Origin of the sequence: Aliiroseovarius crassostreae, from assembly GCF_049803815.1 — a bacterium.
In the GTDB taxonomy this organism is placed as follows: domain Bacteria; phylum Pseudomonadota; class Alphaproteobacteria; order Rhodobacterales; family Rhodobacteraceae; genus Aliiroseovarius; species Aliiroseovarius crassostreae_A.
Genome location: NZ_JBNAGI010000002.1, coordinates 217,429 through 244,161 on the forward strand (window position 1 = coordinate 217,429; position 26,733 = coordinate 244,161).

General features: G+C 60.1%; 21 protein-coding genes. 7 read left to right on the top strand and 14 right to left on the bottom strand.

Translation table 11 applies throughout. From position 1 onward, the window contains the following. Positions 1-64: 64 nt before the first annotated feature. From cobT to ACP15V_RS06885, 4 genes are all read right to left on the bottom strand, one after another. Positions 65-1,936 (bottom strand): cobaltochelatase subunit CobT, encoded by a 1,872-nt coding sequence (gene cobT, locus ACP15V_RS06870; protein ID WP_424942932.1) that lies wholly within the window; start codon positions 1,934-1,936, stop codon positions 65-67. Between the two features lie 87 nt (positions 1,937-2,023). Beyond that, the gene (locus ACP15V_RS06875) at positions 2,024-2,479 is read right to left on the bottom strand and encodes a thermonuclease family protein (RefSeq protein ID WP_424942933.1); all 456 of its coding nucleotides are present in this window, start codon (positions 2,477-2,479) and stop codon (positions 2,024-2,026) included. 112 nt (positions 2,480-2,591) lie between these two features. Then, positions 2,592-3,563 carry a cobaltochelatase subunit CobS gene (cobS, locus tag ACP15V_RS06880; protein WP_424942934.1) on the bottom strand — a complete coding sequence of 324 codons (972 nt, stop codon included), beginning with the start codon at positions 3,561-3,563 and terminating at the stop codon, positions 2,592-2,594. 271 nt (positions 3,564-3,834) lie between these two features. After that, positions 3,835-4,467 (bottom strand): J domain-containing protein, encoded by a 633-nt coding sequence (locus ACP15V_RS06885; RefSeq protein WP_424942935.1) that lies wholly within the window; start codon positions 4,465-4,467, stop codon positions 3,835-3,837. 74 nt (positions 4,468-4,541) lie between these two features. On the opposite strand from ACP15V_RS06885, the gene ACP15V_RS06890 reads away from it, so the two are divergent. Continuing rightward, complete coding sequence (locus tag ACP15V_RS06890) at positions 4,542-4,799, top strand: BolA family protein (protein WP_424942936.1); 258 nt, start codon at positions 4,542-4,544, stop codon at positions 4,797-4,799. Positions 4,800-4,801: 2 nt separating this feature from the next. Here the strand turns inward: ACP15V_RS06890 and ACP15V_RS06895 are convergent, their stop codons facing one another. The 3 genes from ACP15V_RS06895 to gatB all read right to left on the bottom strand — a co-directional run bounded on the left by ACP15V_RS06895 (position 4,802) and on the right by gatB (position 8,700). Then, entirely contained in the window at positions 4,802-5,209 is a 408-nt protein-coding gene (locus ACP15V_RS06895; protein WP_424942937.1) for a DUF4177 domain-containing protein, read from the bottom strand. A 113-nt stretch (positions 5,210-5,322) separates the two neighbouring features. Next, positions 5,323-7,107 (bottom strand): U32 family peptidase, encoded by a 1,785-nt coding sequence (locus ACP15V_RS06900; RefSeq protein WP_424942938.1) that lies wholly within the window; start codon positions 7,105-7,107, stop codon positions 5,323-5,325. A gap of 78 nt (positions 7,108-7,185) precedes the next feature. Further along, a complete protein-coding gene (gatB, locus tag ACP15V_RS06905) occupies positions 7,186-8,700 on the bottom strand; it encodes an Asp-tRNA(Asn)/Glu-tRNA(Gln) amidotransferase subunit GatB (RefSeq protein ID WP_424942939.1) in 1,515 nt (504 codons plus the stop codon). Between the two features lie 255 nt (positions 8,701-8,955). Here gatB and ACP15V_RS06910 point away from each other — a divergent pair, with 255 nt between their 5' ends. Continuing rightward, positions 8,956-9,552 (top strand): transglycosylase SLT domain-containing protein, encoded by a 597-nt coding sequence (locus tag ACP15V_RS06910; RefSeq protein ID WP_424942940.1) that lies wholly within the window; start codon positions 8,956-8,958, stop codon positions 9,550-9,552. A gap of 187 nt (positions 9,553-9,739) precedes the next feature. Here ACP15V_RS06910 and pepN read toward each other — a convergent pair whose 3' ends face one another. Beyond that, complete coding sequence (gene pepN / locus ACP15V_RS06915; protein WP_424942941.1) at positions 9,740-12,292, bottom strand: aminopeptidase N; 2,553 nt, start codon at positions 12,290-12,292, stop codon at positions 9,740-9,742. 290 nt (positions 12,293-12,582) lie between these two features. On the opposite strand from pepN, the gene ACP15V_RS06920 reads away from it, so the two are divergent. Then, on the top strand, positions 12,583-14,730 hold the full coding sequence (locus tag ACP15V_RS06920) for a malate synthase G (RefSeq protein WP_424942942.1): 2,148 nt from the start codon (positions 12,583-12,585) through the stop codon (positions 14,728-14,730). Between the two features lie 55 nt (positions 14,731-14,785). After that, positions 14,786-15,211 (top strand): GlcG/HbpS family heme-binding protein, encoded by a 426-nt coding sequence (locus tag ACP15V_RS06925; RefSeq protein ID WP_424942943.1) that lies wholly within the window; start codon positions 14,786-14,788, stop codon positions 15,209-15,211. Positions 15,212-15,288: 77 nt separating this feature from the next. On the opposite strand, the gene ACP15V_RS06930 is transcribed toward ACP15V_RS06925, so the two are convergent. After that, entirely contained in the window at positions 15,289-15,768 is a 480-nt protein-coding gene (locus tag ACP15V_RS06930) for a fasciclin domain-containing protein (RefSeq protein WP_424943392.1), read from the bottom strand. Between the two features lie 203 nt (positions 15,769-15,971). Here ACP15V_RS06930 and ACP15V_RS06935 point away from each other — a divergent pair, with 203 nt between their 5' ends. Then, positions 15,972-16,589 (top strand): cupin domain-containing protein, encoded by a 618-nt coding sequence (locus tag ACP15V_RS06935; protein WP_424942944.1) that lies wholly within the window; start codon positions 15,972-15,974, stop codon positions 16,587-16,589. Positions 16,590-16,693: 104 nt separating this feature from the next. Beyond that, on the top strand, positions 16,694-17,452 hold the full coding sequence (locus ACP15V_RS06940) for a gamma-glutamyl-gamma-aminobutyrate hydrolase family protein (protein ID WP_424942945.1): 759 nt from the start codon (positions 16,694-16,696) through the stop codon (positions 17,450-17,452). Between the two features lie 9 nt (positions 17,453-17,461). Here the strand turns inward: ACP15V_RS06940 and ACP15V_RS06945 are convergent, their stop codons facing one another. The 4 genes from ACP15V_RS06945 to ACP15V_RS06960 all read right to left on the bottom strand — a co-directional run bounded on the left by ACP15V_RS06945 (position 17,462) and on the right by ACP15V_RS06960 (position 24,773). Further along, positions 17,462-19,465, bottom strand: coding sequence for a Hint domain-containing protein (locus ACP15V_RS06945; RefSeq protein WP_424942946.1), 2,004 nt, complete (start codon positions 19,463-19,465; stop codon positions 17,462-17,464). A gap of 184 nt (positions 19,466-19,649) precedes the next feature. Next, positions 19,650-21,854, bottom strand: a complete 2,205-nt coding sequence (locus tag ACP15V_RS06950) for a Hint domain-containing protein (RefSeq protein ID WP_424942947.1) — start codon at positions 21,852-21,854, stop codon at positions 19,650-19,652. 218 nt (positions 21,855-22,072) lie between these two features. Beyond that, complete coding sequence (locus ACP15V_RS06955) at positions 22,073-24,307, bottom strand: molybdopterin cofactor-binding domain-containing protein (RefSeq protein WP_424942948.1); 2,235 nt, start codon at positions 24,305-24,307, stop codon at positions 22,073-22,075. Position 24,308: 1 nt separating this feature from the next. Next, entirely contained in the window at positions 24,309-24,773 is a 465-nt protein-coding gene (locus tag ACP15V_RS06960; protein ID WP_424942949.1) for a (2Fe-2S)-binding protein, read from the bottom strand. A 148-nt stretch (positions 24,774-24,921) separates the two neighbouring features. Here ACP15V_RS06960 and ACP15V_RS06965 point away from each other — a divergent pair, with 148 nt between their 5' ends. Beyond that, a complete protein-coding gene (locus ACP15V_RS06965; protein WP_424942950.1) occupies positions 24,922-25,545 on the top strand; it encodes a TetR/AcrR family transcriptional regulator in 624 nt (207 codons plus the stop codon). Between the two features lie 4 nt (positions 25,546-25,549). Here ACP15V_RS06965 and ACP15V_RS06970 read toward each other — a convergent pair whose 3' ends face one another. After that, on the bottom strand, positions 25,550-26,701 hold the full coding sequence (locus ACP15V_RS06970) for a pyridoxal phosphate-dependent aminotransferase (protein WP_424942951.1): 1,152 nt from the start codon (positions 26,699-26,701) through the stop codon (positions 25,550-25,552). Positions 26,702-26,733 lie beyond the last annotated feature (32 nt).

Here is a 26,733-nt window from a genome sequence, read left to right on the forward strand (position 1 = left end):
CTGCTAAAGGGCCGGTGTTTGGCGATCCGGATCCGCGTGGAAAGGGCATGGCAGTGGGCGCAGGTTAGCTCGCCTTCCTGATCCCCATCACCCGGGCGCGGGCCCGTGGGTCGCTGTCAAACAGCGCGGCCAGTTGCTCGGTCATCACCCCGGCCAGCTGTTCGGCATCGGTGATGGTCACCGCGCGATCATAATAACGCGTCACATCATGGCCGATCCCGATCGCCAGCAGCTCCACCCGGGCCTGTTTTTCCACCATGGCAATGACGTCGCGCAGGTGTTTTTCCAGATAATTCGCGGGGTTAACGGACAAAGTGGAATCATCCACCGGCGCGCCATCCGAAATCACCATCAGGATTTTGCGCGCCTCGGGCCGGGCGCAGATCCGGCGGTGGGCCCATTCCAGCGCCTCGCCATCAATGTTTTCTTTCAAAAGGCCTTCTTTCATCATCAGGCCCAGATTGGCGCGGGTCCGGCGCATCGGGGCATCGGCCTGTTTATAGATGATGTGGCGCAGGTCGTTCAGGCGACCCGGCTGCCCGGGGCGGCCATCCGCCAGCCACTTCTCACGGGCCTGCCCACCTTTCCAGGCGCGGGTTGTAAAGCCCAGCACCTCGACCTTCACGCCACAGCGTTCGAGCGTGCGCGACAAGACGTCGGCACAGATCGCGGCAATGGAAATCGGACGACCGCGCATCGACCCGGAATTGTCCAGAAGCAGTGTCACCACCGTGTCGCGGAATTCCGTATCCTTTTCCTGTTTGAAACTGAGCGGCGTGGTCGGGTTGGCCACAACCCGCGCCAGACGACCCGCATCCAGAATGCCTTCCTCAAGGTCAAACAACCACGACCGGTTCTGTTGCGCCTGCAAGCGGCGCTGCAGTTTGTTCGCCAGACGGCTGACCGCACCCTTCAGCGGTTCAAGCTGTTGATCCAGATAGGCCCGCAGCCGTTCCAGCTCGGCCGGTTCCGCCAACTCCTCGGCCAGGATCTCTTCGTCATGTTCGTTCAGATAGACCTCGTAATTCGGGTCGGCATCTGACGCGGGCGCGGGTTGGGGCGGCTCCAGCGGGGCGTCGCCTTCAGGCATTTCGGCCTCGTCGCCCATCTCATCCTCGGCCATGTCATCAATGGTGACCTGTGCCTCGGTCTGATCCATGGTTTCGTCTTGCGACTGCTCGGGCTGGGCGTCCTGTTCGTCGGCGCTGTCCTCGCCTTCGTTCTGGTCCTGGCTGTCTTCCTCTTCCTGATCCTGCTCGGCGTCCTCATCCGACTGGTCGTCTTGATCCGGATCTTCGCCCAGCTGGTCGCCATAGCCCAGATCCTCGATCACCTGACGGGCAAACCGGGCAAAGCTTTGCTGGTCCGACAGGGTCTCTTGCAGGTTGTCCAGATGATCCCCGGCCTGACCTTCGATAAAGTCGCGCCATAGCTCCATCACATTGGCGGCGGCAGGGGGCAGGTCGCGCCCGGTGGCCAGATGGCGCACCAGATATCCGGCGGCATCCGCCAACGGAGCATCCGCCGCAGCGGTGATCTGATCATAGCCGCGCCGCGCCGCATCCGTTTGAATTTTCACATCAATATTGCCCGCCGTACCGGGCATGTCACGTGCGCCCATCGCCTCGCAACGGGCGGTTTCCATCGCCTCATAAAGATCACGGGCCATTTGCCCGGCAGGGGCATACCGCAGGTGCATCGCGGGGTCGTGATAGCGGTGCTTCATCGCAAAGGCATCCGCCGTACCCCGTGCCAACAACACCTCTTCGCGGGTCATGCGGCGCGTCACTTGCGGCAGGCGCACCGCCTCATTGGTGGCACCCGGCGGGTCCACGGAATAGGTGACAGACAGCTCAGCATCATCAGCCAGCGTCTTGGTCGCCTCGGCGAGCGCTTTCTTGAACGGATCTGCGGGGTTGTCGGTCGGCTTGTTCATGGGGTCAAACTAGGGGTTTGCCTTTGGCTTGGAAAGCCAATTCCGACATTTCGCGGGTGAAATTTGACGCCAGTTTGGTTCGAAATATCAGCCCAGCGAAGCGGTGGTCGGCACCCCAAACCGGTCACACCAACTGATCCGCCGCTCGCCGTGGTATGGCACCGCCAACCCCGCTTGGATCATGATCTCGGCCACATCACGCCCGTCGATGTAAAGCCGCGTCAACAGGCGGCGATATTTGTCGGGACGACCGGTGACCGGGGTGACCTCATCCGCCTCACGCAGCAGTTTGCGAAGGTGGTTGGTGGCAATTTTGCCAAGCGCGTGTTCCTCGTCACAGCGCGAGCGGAAGGTCTCCGGCGTGTCAAATCCCAGCAGGCGCAGGTTTTCCTCGCGTCCATGACAGATCGCCTTGACCGTGTCGCCATCCACCACGCGAATAATATCGCAGGCAGTTGGCGGAGCCGACGCCCCCGTCACCTTTTTCGGTTCATCCTGACAGGCCACCAAAGACAGCACCGCCATCGCCATAAGAATGCGCATCACACCATCACCCAAATTTCACCCGGGGCCAGAATAGGCCGGGCGCGCTAGAAAAGTGTTAAGAAGAAAGGAAAAAGCCCTGCGAAAACAGGGCTTTCAGGGTTAACGAAGATTAACCAAGGCTCATGCTGGCCGCAGATTCCGGAAGTTCTTCGTCAAAGCAGCGCTGATAGAACTCGGCCACGGTCTGGCGTTCCAGTTCGTCACATTTGTTCAGGAACGACAGGCGGAACGCATAGCCCACATCGCGGAAGATGCGCGCGTTTTCGGCCCAGTTCAGCACGGTGCGCGGCGACATCACGGTGGACAGGTCGCCATTCATGAACGCGGTGCGGGTCAGGTCGGCCACGGTGACCATCTGGCCCACGGTCTTGCGCCCGCTTTCGGTGTTCATCATCGCGTTTTTCGCCAGCACAATGTTGGTTTCCGCGTCATGGCTGAGGTAGTTCAGCGTGGCAACCAGCGACCAACGGTCCATCTGTGCCTGGTTGATCTGCTGCACGCCGTGATACAGCCCGGTCGTGTCGCCCAGACCCACGGTGTTGGCGGTGGCAAACAGGCGGAAATACGGGTTTGGGGTGATCACCTCGTTCTGGTCCAGAAGCGTCAGCTTGCCGTCATGTTCCAGCACCCGCTGGATCACGAACATCACATCGGCGCGGCCTGCATCATATTCGTCAAACACAATCGCGGTCGGGTTGCGCAACGCCCAGGGCAGGATGCCTTCCTGAAACTCGGTCACCTGCATTCCGTCTTTCAGCTTGATCGCATCCTTGCCGATCAGGTCGATCCGGCTGATGTGGCTGTCGAGGTTGACGCGCACACAGGGCCAGTTCAGACGGGCTGCGACCTGTTCGATATGGGTCGATTTGCCGGTGCCGTGATAACCCTGCACCATCACACGACGGTTGAAGGCAAAACCGGCGAGGATCGCCAACGTCGTATCCGGGTCAAACTTGTAGGTGGTGTCCACTTCCGGCACGCGGTCGGTGCGGTCGGCAAAACCCTTTACCGTCATATCGGTGTCGATGCCAAAGACCTCGCGAACCGAGATATCTTCAGTGGGTTTTGCAGTCACATCCATTGCGCATTCCTTCCTGAACGGTTTCGGCCGCCGCCTCTGCGGGCCGGTGCCAACCCCGGTGTGGTGCCCGATATTAGGTGCATGTGCAAGGGGAGCGTGACGGAATTTTCGACCTTTGGTAACGCCAGACCCAGGGCAGTGGTATGTCCACCACGCGCGTGACGCTTTCATTGTTAAGAAATTCGGATAATTGCCCCGGGCCGATCCGCGCCTGGAAAAGAAAAAGCCCCCCGCGCTGTAGCGAAGAGCGTTTCCCAAACTGTTCTGCAACTTATTTAAAGCTGCGGCTGTCCTTGATCTGATCCCAGGCCCAGACCACCTCTTGCAGCTGGTCTTCCTGGCTGCGGTCGCCGCCATTCATGTCGGGGTGCAGCACCTTGATCAGTTTCTTATAGGCCTTGCGCACTTCGGCTTTGGTCCAGTGATCCTTGGCTTCCAGAATCTCGATCGCGCGCCGTTCTGTCGGGGGCAGGCGACGGGTGATGCCGGTGACTGATTTGCCGGGGTTCTGGGTGGCGTTTTCCCCCAGTACCTGATGGGCGTCATCAATGCCCAGCCGCGCCCAGGCGCGTTGTTCGTCAGTCTGCTTGCCAAAGGGTTTGGTTTCGCGTTCCCAGACACGATCCTTATCCGCCTGTTCGTTGATTTCGTCTTCGCTTGCCCCGTCGAAAAAGTTCCATCTCAGGTTATATTCGCGCACGTGCTCTTTGCAAAACCACTTGAACTCATCCAGATGATCGGGCGAGCGGGGCGCACGGTATTTGCCCGCTTCTTTACAGCCAGCATGTTCGCATTCACGGGTAGAGGTTTCGAACGCCCCGGACATGCCCCGCTTGCCGCGCGGGTTCTTCTTCTTGGCAGAAGAAACGGAAATATCGAAACCAAAAGGATCGTCGTTTGCCATCAGTTCACTCTTTTCGACTCGGACCCGAGAGTTTAGTGGTTTTTGCAGATGTTTGAAGAGGAAACCGCGTGAAAATGACCCGCAGAGACCAGATTTTTTCCCGGCTGGAAACGGCCCTGTCCCCGCAACATCTTGAGGTCATTGATGAAAGCGAAAAGCATCGCGGTCATGCCGGGTATCAAGACGGGGGCGAAAGCCATTTCCGAGTGGTCATCCATGCGCAAAAGCTTGCCGAAATGTCCCGGGTGGCGCGTCATCGCGCCGTGCATCAGGCCATCGGCGCAGATCTGATGAATGAGATCCACGCGCTTGCGCTTGAGATCGAGACCTGAGGTCAGGTCTTCTCGTCAGCCTCATCTTCCTCAACCGCCGGGGCCGCCTTGACCTCGTCTGGCACCTCGTTGGCCTGACTGGCCGAGGGCAGGGCAGGGGCGCTGCTGGGGGTCTCTTCCGCGACCGCGACGGCGGGGAGTGCCTCATCCGTGCTTGCCAGATCTTCCCCAAGTTCGTCCCAGCGGCGCGCGCGGCGGAACACCAGCATGTTGCGGAAGGTGGTGGTCTTGCCGGTCAGCCCTTTGCGCTCTTCCGAGGGAAGGGTTTCGGCGCGTTGGTATTCCCAACCCTCTGCCGCCATTTCATTCAGAAGCTCGGACATGGCAAAGGCAAACCGATCTTCGGCGGTTTTTACACCTTTGGCTTTCTGGCCCTTGGTCGGGGCGGGGATCACGCGGTATTGGTACATTTGGCCTGTCTCGCTGTATGTCGATTGAACGGAAGTATCATTTCGGCCCCGCCCTGACCAGTCGGTAAAACCGAACCGGGACAGAAGGCGGTCAAGGCGGGGCGGGCGGCGCATCACCGCAGGTTGGGAATGGCGTTGGCCTCTGTCGTGGGGGCCTCAGATGACACCTCAGACGGGACGATGAAAGGCGCGGCGGCCAGACGCAATTCATTGGCCTCGGCCTTGGTCAGCTGTTCGCCTTGCTTGCGCTTCAAAAGCACCTCGCGGGCGCGGGCATACTCGTCCCCTTGCCAGAAGATCAGACAGCCGTTACAGCCCTTGCCGCAGCACCCATCGGTGCCCACGCGGTTGGTTTTATAGCGCATTTCGCGCCCGTCTTCGGCAATCGCCTCCGACAGGGCATCACGCCGTTTCTCATAGGCTTTCTGGTTCTCTTTCCCTGTGATCTCAAGCCCTTGGGTGAGCTTGTCAAAGCGGATCCGTTTCCATTGCTCATCCGTCAGCGCCTTTTCCTTGCGCATCACGGTAAAGGCCGGGAAGCTGGCCTTGAGCTGGTCCAGATCCTCGTGATCAAACAGCGCAAAGGGCACGCGGATGGTGGTTCTGGTGCCGCCTTGCACCACCTCTTTCACCTCGCCGGTTACGGCATCTTCAAAGTCATACATCCGCAAAAGCACCGTGTCGCGGGCGATGGGCGAGATGAATTCGAGCACTTCGCCCGCTTCCAACTTGTTCTTCACCTCGATCAGGAAGGCATCTTCCGTCACCTCGCGCACCACACCCGCATATTCCCACTGCGCGAGCGACGCGGTATGTTCGTAATCATGAGCGTAATTGGTCAGGCGCCCATTGTGGAAGGCGAGCGTATAGCCACGGTTCCCCACCGCTTCCAGCTCGCGCATATAGGGCTTGGGGTCCCAGTTTTCGGGGTCGGCGTAATAGTCATCAATGGCCATGCGATAGGCACGGGCGACGATGGCGCAGTAATATTCGGATTTGCCGCGCCCTTCGACCTTCAGGCTGTCGACACCGATTTTCAGATACTCATCCAGTTTCGGCATAATGCACAGATCGCGGGAGTTGAGGATATAGGATCCACGGCCATCTTCCTCGATCGGCATGAATTCCCCGGGGCGCACCCCTTCTTCCAGAAGGAATTCAAACATGTCGGCGTTGTCTTCGTTGATGTCGAGCTCTTGCACGGTGCCGTCTTTCAGGCGCATCCGCACGCCGTAATTCCAGCGGCAGGAGTTGGCACAATTGCCTTGATTTGCCCCGCGTTCGGCCATGAAATTCGACAAAAGGCAACGGCCCGAATAGGTCATGCACATTGCGCCATGCACAAATGCCTCAAGCTTCACATCCGGGCATTTTTCCCGGATTTCAACCAGTTCCGGGTAGGACACCTCGCGTGCCAACACCACCAGCTCGGCCCCCTGGCTTTCCCAAAACTTCACCGACAGCCAGGAACAGACATTGGCCTGGGTCGAGATATGCAGGGGCAGCTCCGGCGCGCGGTCGCGCACATATTGAAAGACGCCCGGATCGGCGATGATCAACCCGTCGGGCTTCACGCGGCGCACCGTGTCGATATATTCATCCAGCTTCGGAATGTCGCTGTTGTGGCTGAACAGGTTCAGCGTCAGATAGGCGCGGCGACCATGGGCGTGGCAGAACTCCACCCCCTCAATCACATCCTCCAACGAGAACTGCGATTTGGTGCGCAATGACATATCCGGTGTGCCCAGATAAACCGCGTCGGCCCCGTACAGCACCGCCATTTTCAGCTTTCGAAGATTGCCCGCAGGCATCAAGAGTTCCGAGCGCCGACCGGGCGTATTCGTGGGCGTGTTTTGTGTGGTCTGGTTGGTCATGGCATCACCGTTTTGTTCGCGCATCTGGCGGCTTGACGTAAATTGCGAAGACCCCGCGCAATCCTTGCCGGGGTCTTCTGATTGGATTTTTATCAAATGAAATCAGAGGCCCAGCTTGGCCGTCACAATTTCATTCACCGCTTTCGGGTTGGCCTTGCCGCCGGTGGCTTTCATCACCTGACCGACAAAGAACCCAACCAGTTTGGGGTTCTGTTTCGCCTTCTCGACCTGGGCCGGGTTGGCGGCAATCACCTCGTCCACGGCGGCCTCAATCGCGCCCGTATCCGTCACCTGTTTCATACCGCGCGCCTCGACAATCTCGGCCGGGTCGCCGCCTTCGGTATAGACGATTTCAAACAGATCCTTGGCAATCTTGCCGGAAATGTCGCCTTTGGTGATCAGCGCAATGATCCCGCCCAACTGTTCGGGGCTGACCGGGCTGTCCTTGATCGAGTGGTCTTCTTTCTTCAGGCGACCAAACAGCTCGTTGATCACCCAGTTGGCGGCCAGTTTCCCGTCGCGCCCGTCGGCGACCTTTTCGAAAAATGCGGCGTTTTCGGCCTCGGCGGTCAACACGCCCGCGTCATATTCCGAGAGGCCAAAATCGGTCACAAACCGCGCTTTTTTCTCGTCCGGCAGTTCCGGCAGGGTCTTGGCGATATCGTCGACCCAATCCTGTTCGATCTCCAGCGGCAGCAGGTCGGGGCAGGGGAAATAGCGGTAGTCATGCGCTTCTTCCTTCGAGCGCATCGACCGGGTTTCGTTCTTGTCCGGGTCATACAGGCGGGTTTCCTGCACGATTTCACCGCCATCTTCAACAATGGCGATCTGGCGACGGGCTTCATATTCAATCGCGGCCTGAATGAACCGCATCGAATTCATGTTCTTGATCTCGCACCGGGTGCCGAGATGCGAGAAATCCTGGGTTTCCATGTATTTCTCATACTGACCCGGGCGACAGACCGACACGTTCACGTCAGCACGCAGGTTGCCGTTTTGCATATTGCCGTCACAGGTGCCCAGATAACGCAGGATCTGGCGCAGCTTGGTCACATAGGCGGCGGCCTCTTCGGGGCCGCGAATGTCGGGGCGCGAGACGATCTCCATCAGCGCCACGCCGGTGCGGTTCAGGTCGACAAAAGACATGTTCGGATCCATGTCATGCACCGATTTGCCCGCGTCCTGTTCCAGGTGAATGCGTTCAATGCGCACCTTGCGGGCCACGCCGGGGGCCATATCGACGATCACTTCGCCTTCGCCCACAATGGGGTGATAAAGCTGCGAAATCTGATAGCCCTGCGGCAGGTCCGGGTAGAAATAATTCTTGCGGTCAAAGGCAGAAAACAGGTTGATATCCGCCTTCAGGCCCAGCCCGGTGCGCACCGCCTGTTCCACGCAATATTCATTGATCACCGGCAACATGCCCGGCATGGCGGCGTCCACAAAGGCCACGTTCGAATTGGGTTCGGCCCCGAACTTGGTCGACGCGCCCGAAAACAGCTTGGCGTTGGAACTGACCTGCGCATGGATTTCCATCCCGATGACAAGTTCCCAATCTTCCTTGGCGCCCGCGATAACCTTGGGTTTCGGGGTTTCATAGGCGAGATGATCCAGCATGTGTGCGTTCCCGTGTATTCGTTTCCAATGCGTTCTAGGGCAGGGCGCAACAAGGGGCAAGAGGGCGAGGCCTTTCTATGTGCTGCGCAAAGAGGTGAAACCCCATTTTCTGCAGCACAAGAGATGCGCAGACTGTAACAGTTTCGGCAAAGCTTTGCGCATGACGTGCCACAGCGCGCTGCGGGCTTGCCCATGATGGTCAGCTTTCTTACGTCACGCGGATGGGATTGTCTGTGCGCCACTGGGGGTGATGTGATGATGAAAAAATGGGTGTTTGCCGTTGCTCTTCTGGTCTCCGGATGCATGTCAGGAGAAACGACCGAGATGGTGGCATCGCGATCGGAGCCGACGCTGACAATGCGCTGGGATCATCTGGACCACGGGGCGGCCTGGACCTCGGCCGCAATGACGGCGCTGGAGGCCCATGGGGCCGGGCTGGCAGGGCTGGTGCCTGCCGATATCGCCGATTGGTGCCCGGATTACCCGAACCAATCCGCCACCGGGCGAAATGCGTTCTGGGCGGGGATGTTGTCGACCTTGGCAAAACACGAAAGCACATGGCGCCAAACTGCGGTTGGTGGCGGTGGCAAATGGTATGGTTTGGTGCAAATCCTGCCCGGCACCGCCCGTGGCTATGGATGCGAGGCGCGCAGTGGGGCGGCGTTGAAAGATGGCCCCGCCAACCTAAGCTGTGCCGTGCGCATCATGGCCCATACCGTGCCGCGTGACGGGGTGGTTTCGCGCGGGATGCGGGGCATGGCGGCCGATTGGGGGCCGTTCCATTCCGCGAAGAAACGCGAAGATATGCGCGCCTGGGTGCAGTCGCAGCCCTACTGCCGTGTGCCCAGCTGACCCATGAGTTTTGAGGCATGAGTATTGGGGGCGGGAGGCCCTCAGCTTACGCTTCGGGCCGCTTCCGGTGGCCTCGCTTCGCTCGGCAGGGGCTCTGCCCCTCGCCCTGCGGTCTCACCCCGGGATATTTTTGATCAGGAAATGAAGGGGGCGAGATCTGCCGCCCCCCCAAGGGATTGGTGATCCGTTACCCGTTCAGGATCCGCCCCACCATTTCCTGTGTGTCGCTTGACAGCTCTGCTGTGGCCAATATCCGCTCCAGCTGTGCTTTCATCAATGCCTGGCGGTCCGCGTCCCAACGGCGCCAGGTTTCAAACCCGGTGGTCATGCGCGCGGTGATCTGGGCATTGACCGGGTCGAGCTTGATCAACCAATCAGCAAAGAGCGCATATCCCTTGCCGCTCGCCTCATGAAACCCTGCCTGGTTCATCATCAGAGCGCCAAAGACCGCGCGGAACCGGTTGGGGTTTTTCCAATTGAAATCAGGATCTTCGGTCAGGCGGGTCGCGATGTCGGCGGCCTGATCCGGGGCGCCATGGGCCACTTGCATGGCAAACCATTTGTCCATCACCAGCGCATCTCCTTCGAAACGCGTGCGGAAATCGGCCAGCGCCGCCTCGCCTTTTTGTGCTTCGAGCAGGCATCCCAACGCGCCCAGTCGCAGGGTCATATTGTCCGCCGCGTCATATTGCTGCTGCGCCGCGGCCCCCCCATCGAGGCGCGTGGTGAGTTTCAACATTTCCAGACCCAAAGCGCGTTTGCCGGCCTGTTCGGCATTGGGTTTGAACGGCGCGCTCACCGCCATCTCTGCGCTGAGACGCGGCAGAAGATCCTGCAAGTGTTCGGCCATCTGCTGACGCAGGGTCTGGTGGGCATTGTAAATCGCCATCGGGTCAGGGGTGACACCGCCATCGGCCAATGTCTGCGCCAGATCATCCTGCCCGGGCAACCCCATCGCCAGGGCGCGGAAGGCGGGATCCAGGCTGTCGTCGCGCAACATCGCGGCGACCGCGTCCAGATAGGCCGTGGTCGGCGCGCGCTCGCCGGTGATGATGCGGATCAAAACGTCTTTCGCCAGGGCGCGCCCGGCTTCCCATTTGTTGAATGGATCGGTGTCATGGGCCAAGAGGAAGGCGCGTTCCTCGGCCGAACTGTCACGCTCCAGAATGACCGGAGCCGAGAAGTGCCGCAGGATCGAGGGGGTGGGCTTGGCCCCAAGCCCGTCGAAGGTAAAGCTCTGCCTGGCCTCGGTCATCTCAAGGATCTGCGTGCCCAACACTTCGTCCCCGTTGGGACCCAGCAGGCCCACCGCGATCGGGATGTGCTGCGGCAGCTTATCCTCCTGGCCGGGCGTCGGCGGGGTTTCTTGTTTAAAATGAAGGGTGTAGGTGCCATCTTTGAAGTCATCCGTCACCTTCAGGCGCGGGGTGCCGGCCTGTTTGTACCAGCGACGGAACTGGGTCAGGTCGCGCCCGGTGCTGTCTTCAAAGACACGGACCCAATCCTCGATCGTGGCCGCCTCGCCATCGTGCCGGGTGAAGTAGAGATCGAGCGCCTTATAGTATTCCACATCCCCGACAAGCGTCTTCATCATGCGGATCAGCTCGGCGCCTTTTTCATAGATCGTGGCGGTGTAGAAATTGTTGATCTCCACAAAACTGTCGGGCTGCACCTGATGCGCCAGAGGCCCATTGTCTTCGCGGAACTGACGCCCGCGCAGCGCAATCACGTCATTGATCCGGCACACTGCCTTTGACCGCATGTCGCCCGAAAACTGCTGATCGCGGAACACGGTCAGCCCCTCTTTCAGGCTGAGTTGGAACCAGTCACGACAGGTGATCCGGTTGCCGGTCCAGTTGTGGAAATACTCATGCGCGATGATCGCTTCGATCCGTTCGAAATTCGCGTCGGTCGAGGTGTCGGGGCTGGCCAGCACGGCGGAGGTGTTGAAGATGTTCAGCCCCTTGTTTTCCATCGCCCCCATGTTGAAATCCGACACAGCGACGATCTGGAAGATATCGAGGTCATATTCGCGGCCATACACCTCTTCATCCCATGTCATGCTGTCCTTCAGCGCCTGCATGCCAAAGGCGGTCTTGCCCTCATCCCCCGGGCGGACCCACAGTTTCAGATCGACCTTTTTGCCGGACATGGTGGTAAAGCTGTCATCGCGCGCCACCAGATCGCCCGCGACCAGCGCAAAAAGATAGGCGGGTTTGGGCCAGGGGTCATCCCATTCGGCCCAGCCGTCACCCGAGGCTGACGGGTTGCCGTTCGACAGCATCACCGGCTCGCCCCCTTCGATCCGCACCTTGAACGGCGCCATCACGTCGGGGCGGTCGGGGTAAAATGTGATGCGGCGAAACCCTTCGGCCTCGCACTGGGTGCAATACATGCCGTTTGACATGTAAAGCCCCTCCAGCGCGGTGTTGGCCTCCGGGTTGATTTCCACCTCGGCGTCCCAGGTGAAGGGCGCATCGGGAACAACACACCGCAGCCCGCCATCGACGATCTCAGGGCGGGCATCCGTACCGTCAATACGTGAAGAAATCAGGGTAAGATGTTCGCCATGAAGGAAAAAATCTTTGCTTTTCGCCGCCGGGTTGGGCGCAAACCGGATCTTTGACAGGACCCGCGTGGCGGTCGGGTTCAGTTTGAAGGTCAGCTCGACCTGCTCGACCAGAAAGGCGGGCGGGGTGTAATCGGCGAGATAGATTTTCTGCGGGGTTTGATCGGTCATGGGGAACGCCCTTTGTTCTGTGGTTGGCGCTAACGTAATCGGCCCGCGAGGGGGCCGCAAGGTGGGGATGAAGGGGAGGAGCGATCTGGCCGGGGCACCGTGAAATCGCCGGTTCCAACTGCAGTATCGCATCACTTTGAAGGTCAGGATGGTGCGATTGATCCGTCGGTTCAGTTTTCCTTGACCGACCCGATGAGGAACTCGGTTGTATACGGGGGCGCACTGATGTTTCCTATCTGAAACACGCGTCGACACGCCCCGCGTCTATGACGCAACGTAGGAGGTACTTCATGGCTGACACCATCACCCGCGCCGGATTGACCGTGGCGCAAGACCTGGCTGATTTCATCGAGGGCAAGGCGCTGCCCGGCACGGGCGTCGACGCAAATGCCTTCTGGTCCGGCTTCGCCGAAATGGTCGCTGACCTCACGCCGAAAAACCGCGCGCTTTTGGAAAAACGCGCCGATATGCAACGTCAGTTGGATGGCTGGCATATGGCCCACAAAGGCCTGCCCCACGATCTGGCCGCGTATGAGGCGTTTTTGCGCGACATTGGCTATCTGGTGCCAGAAGGCCCGGATTTTCAGGTGGAAACCATCAATGTGGACGCCGAGATTGCCACGACGCCGGGGCCGCAATTGGTGGTGCCGATCATGAACGCCCGGTTCGCGCTGAACGCGGCCAATGCGCGCTGGGGCAGCCTTTATGATGCGCTCTATGGCACCGACGCGATGGGCGATTTGCCGGAGGGGGCGGGATATGACGCGGCCCGTGGAGCGCGCGTGATTGGCTGGGCGAAAGACTTCCTTGACAGCGCATTGCCGCTGAAGGGCGCCGGTTGGGCAGATGTCACTGGCTTGTCTGCGCAAAACGGTCTGGTGATCTCGACCAAGACCGGCACCGCGTCGCTGACCGATCCCGCGGCCTTTGCGGGATTTGCTGCGGACGGGTCGGAGTTTGTCTTCAAACACAATGGCTTGCACGTGATTGTTTGTGTGAACCCCTCTCATCCCATCGGCGAGGATGATCCGGCCCATATCTCTGACGTGATCCTTGAAAGTGCGGTGTCCACGATCATGGATTGCGAAGACAGCGTTGCCGCCGTGGATGCCGAGGACAAGGTGCTGGCCTATGCCAATTGGCTGGGCCTGATGCGCCGCGATCTGGAAGACCGGTTTGAAAAGGGTGGCAAGACGATCACCCGCCGCATGAACCCAGACCGCGCCTATATCGGTGCCGATGGCCAGAAGCTGACCCTGAAAGGGCGCGCGCTGATGCTGGTGCGCAATGTTGGCCACCTGATGACCAACCCCGCGATCCTGACCGCCGAGGGGGATGAAATCGGCGAAGGGCTGATGGATGCGATGATCACCACGCTCATTGCCATGCATGACCTGTCGCGCCCCGATGGCAATTCGCTGACCGGGTCGGTTTACGTGGTGAAACCCAAGATGCACGGGCCCGAAGAGGTGGCCTTCGCGGATGAGATCTTCACCCGTGTCGAAGCGGTTTTGGGCCTGCCGCGCTACACCGTGAAACTGGGCATCATGGACGAAGAGCGCCGCACGTCGGTGAACCTCAAGGAATGTATCCGCGCCGCCAAGCACCGCGTGGCCTTTATCAACACCGGTTTTCTGGATCGCACCGGGGATGAGATCCACAGCGCGATGGAAGCGGGGCCGATGATCCGCAAAGGCGACATGAAAGGGGCGAAGTGGATTGCCTCTTACGAGGACCGCAATGTGGATATTGGGTTGGCCTGCGGGCTGAAGGGCAGGGCGCAGATCGGCAAGGGGATGTGGGCCATGCCCGACCGGATGGCCGACATGCTGGACCAGAAAATCGGTCACCCGATGGCGGGGGCCACCTGCGCCTGGGTGCCCAGCCCAACCGCCGCCACGTTGCACGCGACGCACTACCATCAGGTCGATGTGCTGGCACGGCAGGGCGAGCTGGCCGAGGGCGGCGCCCGTGGCACGTTGGAGGATCTATTGACCATCCCGGTGGCCGAGGGCGCCAATTGGTCCGAGGGTGAAATCCGCGAAGAGGTGGAAAACAATGCGCAGGGCATTTTGGGGTATGTGGTGCGCTGGGTCGACCAGGGCGTCGGCTGTTCCAAAGTGCCGGACATTCATGATGTGGGCCTGATGGAAGATCGCGCCACCTGCCGGATCAGCTCGCAGGCCCTGGCGAACTGGCTGCATCACGGGGTGGTCAGCGAAGACGAGGTGATGGCGGCGATGAAGAAAATGGCCGCAATTGTGGACGCGCAAAACGCCGGTGATGCCGCCTATCGCCCAATGGCGCCCGGCTTTGACGGGCAGGCCTTTCAGGCCGCGTGCGACCTTGTCTTTAAGGGGCGGGCACAGCCGTCAGGCTATACCGAACCGGTGCTTCACGCGCGACGCCGTGCGTTGAAAGCGGAACGGACCCGTTAAGGGTCAGTTCCAGTTAAGTGCCAGTTAAATGCCAGATAAATGTATGGGGAAAACAATGACACTCACCGTGGATCAGGCGCGCGACATTATTCGCGTCGCGAAAGAAAAAGGCTTGGCCGAGGGGATGAAGCCCCTGTCAGTTGTCGTGGTGGATGCGGGCGGGCATGTGATGGCCTTTGAACGCGGCGAGGGCGCGCCCCCGGGCCGGTTCGATATTGCGCAGGGCAAGGCCTATGGCTCGATCATGTTGGGGATCGGCGGCACGGCGCAGCGCGACCGGGCCGAGGCGCAAAGCTATTTCATCCTCGCCGCAAACGGAGCTTACAACGGGCGTCTGGTGCCCGTGCCGGGTGGCATTCTGGTGCGTGATGCGGCGGGGGATGTCGTCGGTGCCGTGGGGGTGACGGGTGACACGTCTGAAAACGATCTACTGGCAGGGGCTGCCGGGATTGCGGCGGTGGGCCTGACCGCGGAGGGCTAGGCCACACATCAGCGAGGTCTGACCTGCGGCCTGAAAACGGCCGCACCCCGCCGGGGCAGGGTGCGACACAGCAGGGGTCAGCTCTCGGGGATGAGGACTTGGTCGATCACATGGATCACACCATTGCTGGCCCCCACATCAGCGGCGGTCACGGTGGCGCCGTTGATCTTGACCATGTCGCCCGACGCATCGACGGTGACGTCAACGCCGTTCACGGTGGTCGCGGCATCAAGCTTGATCACATCGGCGGCCATCACTTTGCCTGGGACCACGTGATAGGTCAGGATCGCGGTCAGCTGGTCTTTGTTTTCCGGCTTCAGCAGCGTGTCCACCGTGCCCTCGGGCAGGGCGGCAAAGGCCTCGTCGGTGGGCGCGAACACTGTGAACGGGCCGTCGCCCTTCAAGGTGTCAACCAAACCAGCCGCATCCAGCGCGGCGGCCAGGGTTGAAAACGATCCGGCAGAAACTGCGGTTTCCACGATATCGGAACCATTATCCCCTGCAAATGCAGGGGCAGCAGCCAGCGGAGCAAGACCAAGGGTCAGGGCCAGGGTCATGTCTTTCATGGTGGGCAGGTTGAGGGGCATTTCAGATCTTCCTTTCAGTCGATTTGCGTTTGGTGAATAAATATTGAATGATGTGAAAACAGCTGAATCTCAACACACGCTTTCGTGAGATGAACAATTTTGAAATTAGGTGAAAAATCCACCGGGCAGATTTTCCCAAGACGCAAGACCAGGTGCAAAAAAGGAGCAAAAACATGCTGTCTGACACGCTGATCGACCAGATCGACGCCTATCGAATCGGTCCGAAAATCCACCAATTGCGCACGGATAAACGTCTGGGGTTGGCTCAGTTGGGGGAACATACCGGCCTGTCGGCGGGGATGCTGTCAAAGCTGGAACGTGGCGTTGTCGTGCCGACGCTGCCCACTTTGGTGCGCATCGCCATGGTATTTGGGGTGGGGCTGGATCATTTTTTCACACCAGATGATGCCATGCCGGTTGCCGTTCATGTGAAGGCAGATGACCGCATTCAACTGCCAATCGAGGGGCCGGACGGTGTCAGCTATCTGTTCGAAAGCCTCGATTTTCCAGTGCCCGATCGGGTGATGGAGGCTTATCTGGCAGAGTTCCCGGCGGGGGCCAATCCCTCAAAACCCCACGCCCACGCAGGGATGGAGCTGGTCTATGTGCTGTCAGGGACGCTGACCCTGACCATCCATGGGGCACGCCGTTGCCTATCCAAGGGGGATGCGTTCTATTTCGATGCGGATTACGAACATGGGTACGAAAACGCCGAGGGCACACAACCCAGCCGGGCCTTGGTGGTTGTTGTGCCCAACCCACGACGCAGCCCGGATTTGGCCTCTGGTTGACCCCACGTCGCGTCGCCTCACTTCCCGGTCAACAGGGGTTCGCCCGTGGTTTCCAATCTGTTATCAGCAACAGGACGCGCAACATTCACCAACTCGGAGCAGATATGACCCGCCCCGTCATCGGCATCATCGGCAATTCCTATATTCTGAACGATCAATACCCGACCCACGCGGGCGGGACGATGAACTCCGAAGCGATCAGCCAGGTGTCGCAGTGCCTGCCGCTGATTGTGCCCAGCCACCCCGATTTTGTCAGCGTGGAGGAGCTTCTGGAGGTCTGCGACGGATTTCTCTTCACCGGCGGGCGTCCCAATGTGCATCCGGAAGAATACGGCGAAGACCCCACGGATGCCCATGGCGAGTTTGATCGCTGCCGCGACGCGATCACCCTGCCGCTGATCCGCGCCTGCGTGGAGCGTGGTCAGCCGTTTTTCGGCATTTGCCGCGGCTTTCAAGAGGTGAACGTGGCCATGGGCGGCACGCTTTACCCCGAAATTCGCGACCTGCCCGGGCGCATGAACCACCGGATGCCCCCGGACGGTACGCTGGACGAGAAATTTGAAATCCGCCATGACGTGCATTTCGACGCGGGCGGAGTGTTTCATAAGGTGCTGGGATCCACGCAGGTGCGCACCAACACGCTGCACGGGCAGGGGATCAAGACGGCAGGCCCCCGCGTGGTGATCGAAGGCCATGCCGATGACGGAACGCCTGAGGCGATTTATATCAAGGACGCGCCGGGGTTCACCCTGTCGGTTCAATGGCACCCGGAATACAAGGCAGCCGAAGATCCGGTGTCGCGCATGTTGTTCGAGGCTTTCGGCGATGCGGCGCGGGAATGGAAAACCCGGAAAACCAGCTGATATCTGGCGTCAGGACGCCTGACAGATCAGCCGGGCTTCAAATTCTTTCAACACCCGACGCGCGGTTGGGCCATAGCGGGACGGTGCGGACCTGAGCTCAGGAAAAAGGGCAAAAAGCTCCTCGCGCGTTTCGTTGATCAGTCCATCAAGCACAGGCTCTGCCGGGTGAAAGCTCTCACTCGGGACGCCTTCGGCAAAGATGATCTCATGCCGGTCAAAGAGCAGGTGATAATAGGTGACCTCTGGCCGGACCTCGCGATAGATCCGCCTCGCGTCCACCAGATGTTTGGCGGGGATCAACACTTCGTCTTGTCCAAACATCAGATTGGCGTCGCCCCCCCCATAAAGCATCCGATGCTGGGGGCTGACCAGCAGGGCACGGCTGTTGCCAATGGCCCCCTTGCATATCCGGATCGGGGCAAAGCGGCCCTTACCCACAACCGAGCGGGCACCGATCCATCGCACCGGTTGCAGGCCGTGATCGCGGGTGATCACCAGATCGCCGGGCTGCAGATCCTGTACCGGGCGCGGCCCGAACGGCGTGTCGATCCGGGTATTGCGGGCAAAGCAGATGATGATCTGCTCCATATTGCTGAAGGTGACCACCGTTCCGTCGCTGAGCGTGGCGGTGCCGCTTTCGGGGTCTGTTGTGCTGATGCTGACATCAGACCAATCATCCACCAACCCGTTCAGATCAAGGATGTCCGTGTCCAGATCGTCGCTGTCCTCGCCGCCATCCAATGTGATGGTCCCGCCAGAGCCATCCAGCGCATCGGTGGGGTCCAGCTCAAACCGATCCGATCCCGTGCCGCCGCCTGCCGTGTCTCCGGCCCCGACATGCAGAAGGTCATCGCCTTCGCCGCCCTCCAGCGTGTCTTGCCCGGCATCCCCGGACAAAGTGTCATTGCCACCGTCGCCCTGGATCAGGTCATTGCCGTCCCCCCCGGACAGGCTGTCATGTCCGCCCTGCGAAGGGTCTGGCACAGGGGTAAAGGTGACATTGGTCAGGTGATAGTCGGACCCGTCGGTCCCATCGGTTTGGGGGTTGGCCGTAAATTTGATTTCATCAAAATTACCATGACCGGAAATGGTGATTGTGCCATTGCCGCTGCCCGATCCCTGTTCGGTGAAATCCCCTTCGGCCACCAGGACGCCGTCATTGTAGACCGCCCAATGCCCCACTTCGCCATAGCTGGAGGTATAAAGATCGGCAAAGCTGAAACTGGCCTCACTTGCCTCGCCATCAAGCGAAACCGTGACGTTTTCCGACAGGCCCGAGGCCAGATCATAGCCAATCTGCGACGTGACCGCACTGTCGCTGTCCGATATCGTCCCGCTGGCCCCAAATCCCCCCCCGGCATAGGTTGAGATATTGGCAGAGCTGGCTGAGGTCAGCGCCCCCCCTTCGACATTTTGCGCCGTAACGGTATAGCCGTTTGACGTATCGCTGAAATTCCCTTCGTTGATCGAAACGGGGGCTGGGGTGTCGCCGGATAGATTGCCGTCCCCTTGAATGACGTCATCGCCACCGCCCCCCTCGACCGTGTCAGACCCGCTGCCGCCATAGATGGTATCACTGCCAAACCCGGCGGCAACCTGATCATCCCCGCCGCCTGCATCAATCACATCATTATTGTCACCCGCAGCGCCATCGCCGCCATCCACCTGTTCGCCATCTTCATCCGTAAAGGTGTCGTCAATGACGTCATTGCCGTCGCCACCTGTCAGAACATTGTCGTAACTCGTATAGCTTGGTGCGGATATGACAGAGGCCGAGCTGACCGTGTCGGCGGGACCATAATCTGAGACGAAGTAAACGTTTCCGTCACTTCCAAGATAATACGTCCCCGTTTCCACCTCATCGGTATAGGTCTGGCCCCCATATGTCCCGCTCCAGCTCCAGCTGCCGCCACCAAGAGAGCTGTCAGCAGTGAAATCGATAAGCGAGCTGGGAATCGTATCCCCAGCGTCAAGCGAACCGTCACCAAGTTGTACAAGATAGCCGATCGGCATTGTGTTTTCCCACCTTCACGCAATTGCGCCTACAGCCCCACAGCTGCCGGAGCATCATGACCGGGAAGTGGTAAGAAAGCCTGAATCACTCCGCCCACCCAAAAGGTCGGGAAGAGATTTCTGTTGACTATTTTATATAAATACCAGTGGTTAACGTGGGTCCGCTCTGTGCCGGACCGATTGGTTATGCCGCAAGGTTCAACGCGCGGGTCTCATAGCCCCGCAACACCATCCGTGCGGTCTGGCCATAAGAATTCGGGGCGGCGCGCAGCTCGGGAAACAGCTGAAACAACTCTTCGCGTGATGCGTCGCTGACAGCGGCCAGCCCCTGATGCCCGGGATGAAAGCTCTCGGTCGGGGCCCCTTCGGCAAACACCACCTCATGCTGATCAAACAGCAGGTGGAAATACGTCACCTCATTGCGGTCTTCGCGGGTGACGGTATGCCCGTTGATCAGATGCTTGGCCGGGATCATAACCTCGCTTTGATCAAACAAAAGCCGGGTGTCCACGCTTTGATGGACCATGCGGTGCTGCGGGCTGACCAAAAGCGCGCGGTCGTTGCCAAAGGCGCCTTTGGCGAAACGGATCGGGGCCATATCCCCCCGTCCAACAACAGATTTTGAGCCGACCCAACGCAGCGGTTGCGCGCCGTTATCGCGCGTGATCACCATGTCGCCGGGGCGCAGATCCTGCACGCGGCGGGGGCCGTAGGGCGTTTCAATCCGTGTGCCCCGGGTGAAGCAAATGATCAGGTTCTCGATGTTGGAGAAGTTGACAATCGTGCCGTCGGTCAGGGTCGCGGTGCCGTTTTCCGAATTGCCCGCGTCAAACACCACATCCGACCAGTCATTGACCAGCCCGTTCAGATCCAGCGTGTCCACGTCACTGTCATCGGCATCTTCGCCGCCATCCACGGTGATGGTGGGGCCCGACCCGTCCAGCGCATCGGTCAGATCCAGATCGAACGTGTCCGACCCAAAGCCACCTTCGGCCGTATCGCCCGCCCCAAGGGAAAAGCTGTCGGCCCCGTCACCGCCATAAAGCGCATCCTGACCTGCGCCGCCGATCAGCGTGTCATCGCCGTCTTCGCCGTAAATCGTGTCATTGCCTGCACCGCCGTCCAGGCTGTCATTGCCGCCTTCGGGGATCGGGGTGAAATGAATGTCGGTGATATCCACCGCATGGGTGACAGTGTCGCCATTGGCATATTCGATGATGATCTGCGACACAGGGCCAGCAATTTCCACCAGCAAAGAGGCTTCAGGGCTTGAGGTTTCGTAGTTGCCATTGCCGGTGGCCGAGTTGCCGCTGATCAGAATGCCGCTGCCGCCGGTCAGGATGACAGGTACCGGATTGCCATCCGCATCAAAGGCGGTGATCGTGATCTGGTCGATGTGATTTCCCACCACCGCATCCAGATCGTTGATCCGGAAGGACACATCGGTCACCTCTCCGGTCACATTCGCCCCGGTTGCAGCCGCGAAGTCGACCGTCAGAACAGCGGTTTCCGCATCCCCGTTGCCGTACAGACGCCCTGCAGAGTTGGTATCGTAGCCGTCGGAGCCGACATATTGCGTATTGCCGGTTTCCACTGCGAAGGTGGTGGCGTTGTTGCCCGGATCCGTGAAGCCGACCGTCACATCAATGTCACCGGTGTTCTGGGTGAACCCGCCAGACAAGTCGGTGCCATCGCCGCCCTGATCGGTCCAGTCCAGGACCTCTTCGGTGGACAGGGGTGTGTCGGGGTGACCGAAGTCGCCATAGATCAGGTCATCGCCCGCCCCCGCCAGAACCGTGTCATCGCCACCACCCGCTTCGACCTCATCCCCCTGACCAGAGGCGCCAGAACCATGACCGTCATCAATCGCATCGCCTTCCGGGTCGCCGGAATAACTTGCGTCAATGACGTCGTTGCCATCGGTGCCCTCCACCAGATCATCGCCCAGAAACTGATCGGAATAGGTGAAGGCAATGTCCCCGGCCGAGGCATCGGGGCTGGTATCATAGTCCAGAACTTCGTAATCGCGCCCCACGATAAGGGGCACTTCGGACATGGTGTGGTAGCCGGCCGCCCCCCCCGACAACACGTGGAAGGTGGCCACCTGAAACTCTTCGCCGGTGACCGTGTCACGCAGGGTCCAGACCTCTTCCGCCTCGACGGCCGCGCCTGTGGACGTGTCCGTCCCGATCGTCACATCGGCGGTTGCGGTTTCCCCGCCGCCATCATCCCCATCCAGCGTCAACCCCTCGATGCCCGCTTCATTATCGGTGATGGTGGCAGAGCCCACAGCCGTGGCCGGGCCGCTCCACGACACGGTGGCGCCAACTGTCGACCCTAAGATGTTCAGGGGGTCGGTGTCGTAAAACTCTACATCATACGTCGCCATGGGCTGCTCTTGCGGTCTTTGCGTCAAACGGGTTGGGCCGGCGCGTGCGGGGGGTGGCCCGCTGCACAATTCGGCTGATTGTTCTCAAATCGCGGAAAATTCGGTCCAAATTTGGGCAAAATTAAATCAATTCACGGAAAAACCGCCCAAATCCAAGGGGATTCAGGCGGTTTCTTGTAGAAAACAATCTCTGCGCGAGCGCCTTGGGCGCGGTTCCATCAGGTCAGAAAGCGGAACTGATCCATCAGCGGCAAGCGGCGCGCGCGGGTGCCGGTCAGGTCATAGAGCGCATTGGCCAGCGCCGGGGCCGCAGGGGGCGTGCCCGGCTCCCCGACACCGCCCATCCGCTCCATATTTTGCAGAAGTTTCACATGAAAACGCGGTGTGTTGCGCATCCGAAGGGCATCGTAATCGGGAAAGTTTTCCTGCTCTGCCATCCCGTCCGAAAAGGTGATCTGGCCGTGTAGGGCGGCGGACAAGCCAAAGATTGCCCCGCCGGTCAGCTGCGCCTCGACATTCAACGGGTCCAGCACCGTGCCCAGATCCGCGGCAATCCACATATCGCTCATCCGGATCAGCCCGTCCTCATCGCGCCGCAGCTCAACCACCTCAGCCACGGCTGTGCCGAAACTGAAGGTGAAGGCCACGCCGCGCCCAACCCCGTCGGGCGTTCTTCCCGTCCAGCCCGCCATGTCGCGCACGGTTTCCAATACCGTGGCCGAGGGCGCGTGTTCCGGGCGGATGTGGCGCAGGCGAAACTCCAGCGGATCCACCCCAGCCGCGTGGGCCAGTTCGTCAATGAAACTTTCGTGGAAAAACGCGTTCTGACTGGCCCCGACGGATCGCCAGAACCCCACCGGGATCGCCACATCCGCCGCATGGCCTCGGAAGCGTTGGTTGGGGATCGCGTAGGGCTGGTCATGCGCCCCCTCGGTCAGCGTGTTGTCCGCCGGGTTCATTTCGACGCCAAGCATGTTGGTCAGCAGTTGCTTCATGATCGAGGGCGCGGCCATCTGGCCGTCCAGTGCGGCAATGCGCTCGCCGTCCAGCGTGGCGCTCATCCGCGCAATCGCGCCGGGGCGATAGAAATCATGGCGCATGTCTTCTTCGCGCGACCAGGTGGTTTGAACCGGCACGCCGGGCAAGGCCATTGCCACCCGGGTGGCGATCTCGGCGTAATCCACCATGGCGCGGCGTCCGTAACCGCCGCCGAGGAAGGGCGTATGAACGCTCACGTTTTCGGGGTCCACATCCGCCGCCGCCGCACAGGCATCACGCACCAGCACGGGGGCCTGGTTGGGGGACCAGACCTCGACCTTGTCCTCCTTGATCAACACGGTGGAATTCATCGGTTCCATCGTTGCATGGGCCAAATAGGGCACGCGGTATTCGGCAGAAATGGCAGCCCCGGCAAAGGCAATGTCGGCATTGCCATCATCGCGCAGGGTGACATTTGGATCCGTCGAAAATGCCGCTTCGATTTTGTCGAAAATCGCTTCGTTTTCAGCGGGGTAGGGGGCGTCTTCCCAGGTGACATCAATGGCGTTCACCGCTTCGATGGCCAGCCATGTGTTGGTTGCGATCACCGCCACGCCGGCGCCCAGATCCACCACCTTCTCGACCCCGGGCATGGCTTCTGCTGCGCTGGCGTCAAAAGCGACCATGCCACCGCCCAAACGGGGCGACATGCGGACGGACGCAAATTTCATCCCCGGCAGGCGCACATCAATGCCAAACCCGGCGGTGCCTGTGGCCTTCGCAGGCTGGTCCTTGCGGGGTTGGCTTTTGCCCAGATAGCGCCATTCGGACGGGGGTTTCAGGCGTGGGTCCTGTTCCGGTTTCAATGCGGCCGCTGCGGGTGCCAGATCAGCGTAAGGAATGCGCGTGCCATCCGGTGTCACCACAAACCCGCCATCGGTTTTCAACCGATCAACACCCAAACCTGATCGGTTGGCGGCGGCCTGCAATAGGGTCGCGCGGGCCGAGGCCCCGGCCTGTCGCATCCGGTCAAACGCATCCAAAGTGGTGGTCGAGCCGCCGGTGATTTGCAGCGACAGCAGTTTCGGAAAGGCCTGAGCGATGCTGTGCCCCCAGCCATTGGGTGCCGGATCCTGACTGACCGTGTAATGGCGATCCGCCGTGACCGCTGCGTTGTAATAGGCTTTGGCCGCGGGGCCGTGCAGAACATTGACCGCGTCCAGATCCACGTCCAGCTCTTCTGCGACGAGGGCGGCCAGCGTGGTCATCACCCCTTGCCCCATCTCGGCCCGAGGGGTGATGATGGTCACACCGTCCTGGTTGATCATCACCCAAGGGTTCAGCGCGCCATCGTCTTGCGCGATTGGATTGTCCGGCGTTTCGGCCAGTTTATAGGCCCCAAAGGCAACACCGCCCGCGACGGCGGCAGAGCTGACCAGAAAGGCGCGGCGGGTAAAGGTTTTCAGCTTGCCCATGTTACGACAGCTCCATCTGCTTGGCCGCGTCATGAATGGCGGCGCGGATGCGCGGATAGGTGCCGCAGCGACACAGGTTTCCTGACATCGCGTCGTCAATTTCGTCATCGGTCGGGGTTGGGTTTTCCGTCAACAGATTGGCGGCCTGCATGATCTGACCCGACTGGCAATATCCGCATTGCGCCACTTGATGGGTGATCCAGGCCTGTTGCAAAACGCTTAACATCTGCGGCGTGCCGAGACCCTCGATGGTGGTCACAGGTCCGTCCACATCTTCCAGCGCCACCTGACACGAGCGCACGGCCTCGCCGTTCACATGCACGGTGCAGGCACCACAGGCGGCCACGCCACAGCCGAATTTGGTGCCGGTCAGGCCGATCTCATCGCGCAGCACCCAAAGCAAAGGCACCTCGCCGGGCAGCTCAACCTTGTGGGTCTTGCCATTGATGGTCAGGTCATGGGGCATGTGCAGTCCTCCCTTTGGGGTGGCGTTGGCAATCTGCGCGTCGCAGTCGCGCGTATCGCTGTGTGACGGCTTTTACTCAATGACAAAGTGGGTGCAAATTGTCAGTAAGTCAATTGACAAAATGTGATAAATCTGTCAGTATGAAACGATGAGTTCTGCCGCTGAGAAAATCACTGAGTTCATCGCCGCCAACGCACCCGAAATCGACCAAAAGCAAACGACCATTTTCATGGCTGCGCTTGAGGTGTTTCGCCTGTACGGGTTTCGCCGGTCGTCGATGGAAGATATTGCCAAGGCCGCCGGCATGTCGCGCGCGGCGCTTTATCTGCATTTCAAGAACAAGCAGGATCTGTTCTGTCGCCTTGTGGTGGTGTTCTTTACGCAGGCGGTGCAGGACATGCGCGCCGAACTGGCCCGCGATCCGGCGCGCCCGGTCACGGATACGCTGGTCGCCGCGCTTTTGGCCAAAGGCGGGGCAGGGATGGAGGCGCTGTTCAACTCGCCGCACGGGCATGAGTTGATGGAGGTGAAAACCTCCGCCGCCGAGGCAGAGGTGGCCCGGGGCATGGCCGATCTGGCTGCGGTTCTGGCCACCTGGTTTGACGAGCAAGCCAAAGCGGGGCGGATCGATCTGGACATTCCGGCGCTGGATCTGGCCAAGACTATGTTGGATGCGCTGGATGGGGTGAAATCCAACGCCACCACCTATCAGGAATATACCGACGGGATCAGCCGTATTGGGCGGGTGTTCGGCAAGGCGCTGTCCGTTTAACCCCTCAATTTGATCCTTTGCGGTCCGCCATGAAGGCTGCCAGTCGGGCGACACCTTCTTTGATATCCGCTGTCGAGCGCGCATAGGAAAACCGCAGGGTCTGCGCGCCCCGGCGTGGATCGAAATCAAGCCCCGGCGTCACCGCAACCCCCGCCTTTTCAAGGATCTCTGCCGCAAAACCCAGGCTGTCTTCGGTGTGCTCGCTCACATCACAATAGATGTAAAACGCACCATCCGCAGGGGCAAATTTACCAAAGCCGATTTTGGGCAGCTCTTCGGTCAGAATGCGCCGATTTTCCGCGTAAGTAGAAAGGTTTGCGTCGAGTTCCTCACGTGAATTCAGCGCGGCAATGGCGGCGATTTGGCTCGCATGTGGGGCACAGATGAACATGTTCTGGGCAATGCGCTCCACATGGCGAATGTGATCCTCGGGCACCACCATCCAGCCCACGCGCCAGCCGGTCATCGAGAAGTATTTCGAGAAGGAATTGATCACATATATATCGTCTGACACCTCCAGCGCCGACACCGCTCGCCCATCATATTGCAGCCCGTGATAAATCTCGTCCGAAATAAAGCTGGTGCCCTGATCGTGGCAGGTGCCGATCAGCGCCTCCAGGGCCGCATGGTCCAGCATGGTGCCTGACGGGTTGGCCGGCGAGGCGGTGAGCATCCCCTGCAGCCCGGCAGGAATGTCGGACGGAACTGGCTGATAGCGGTTCTCGGGCGCGGTCTGCAGGCCCACCGCCTCGATGCTCATCGCTTTCAGGATCTGACGATAGGATGGATAGCCGGGTTCGCCCAGCCCCACCTTGTCGCCCGCGTCAAACAGCGCGGAAAAGGCCAAGATAAAGGCGCCAGAGCTGCCCGGTGTGATCACAACTCGGGCCGGATCCAGATCGACATTATACCAATCTTTATAAAGGCTTGCGATGCCTTCGCGAAGTTCGGGAAGGCCCAGGGACACCGTATACCCCAGCGCGTCTTTTTCCATCTCTGCCACCAAGGCCTCTCGTGCGGCGCGGGGGGCCGGTGTGGCTGGCTGACCCACCTCCATATGAATGATATGGCGTCCTTGTGCCTCGGCGGCACGGGCCGCTTCCATCACATCCATCACGATGAAGGGGGCCACCTGGCCACGGGTCGATTTGCGCATTTTATCCTCGGGAAATGAACCGGTTTGATCCG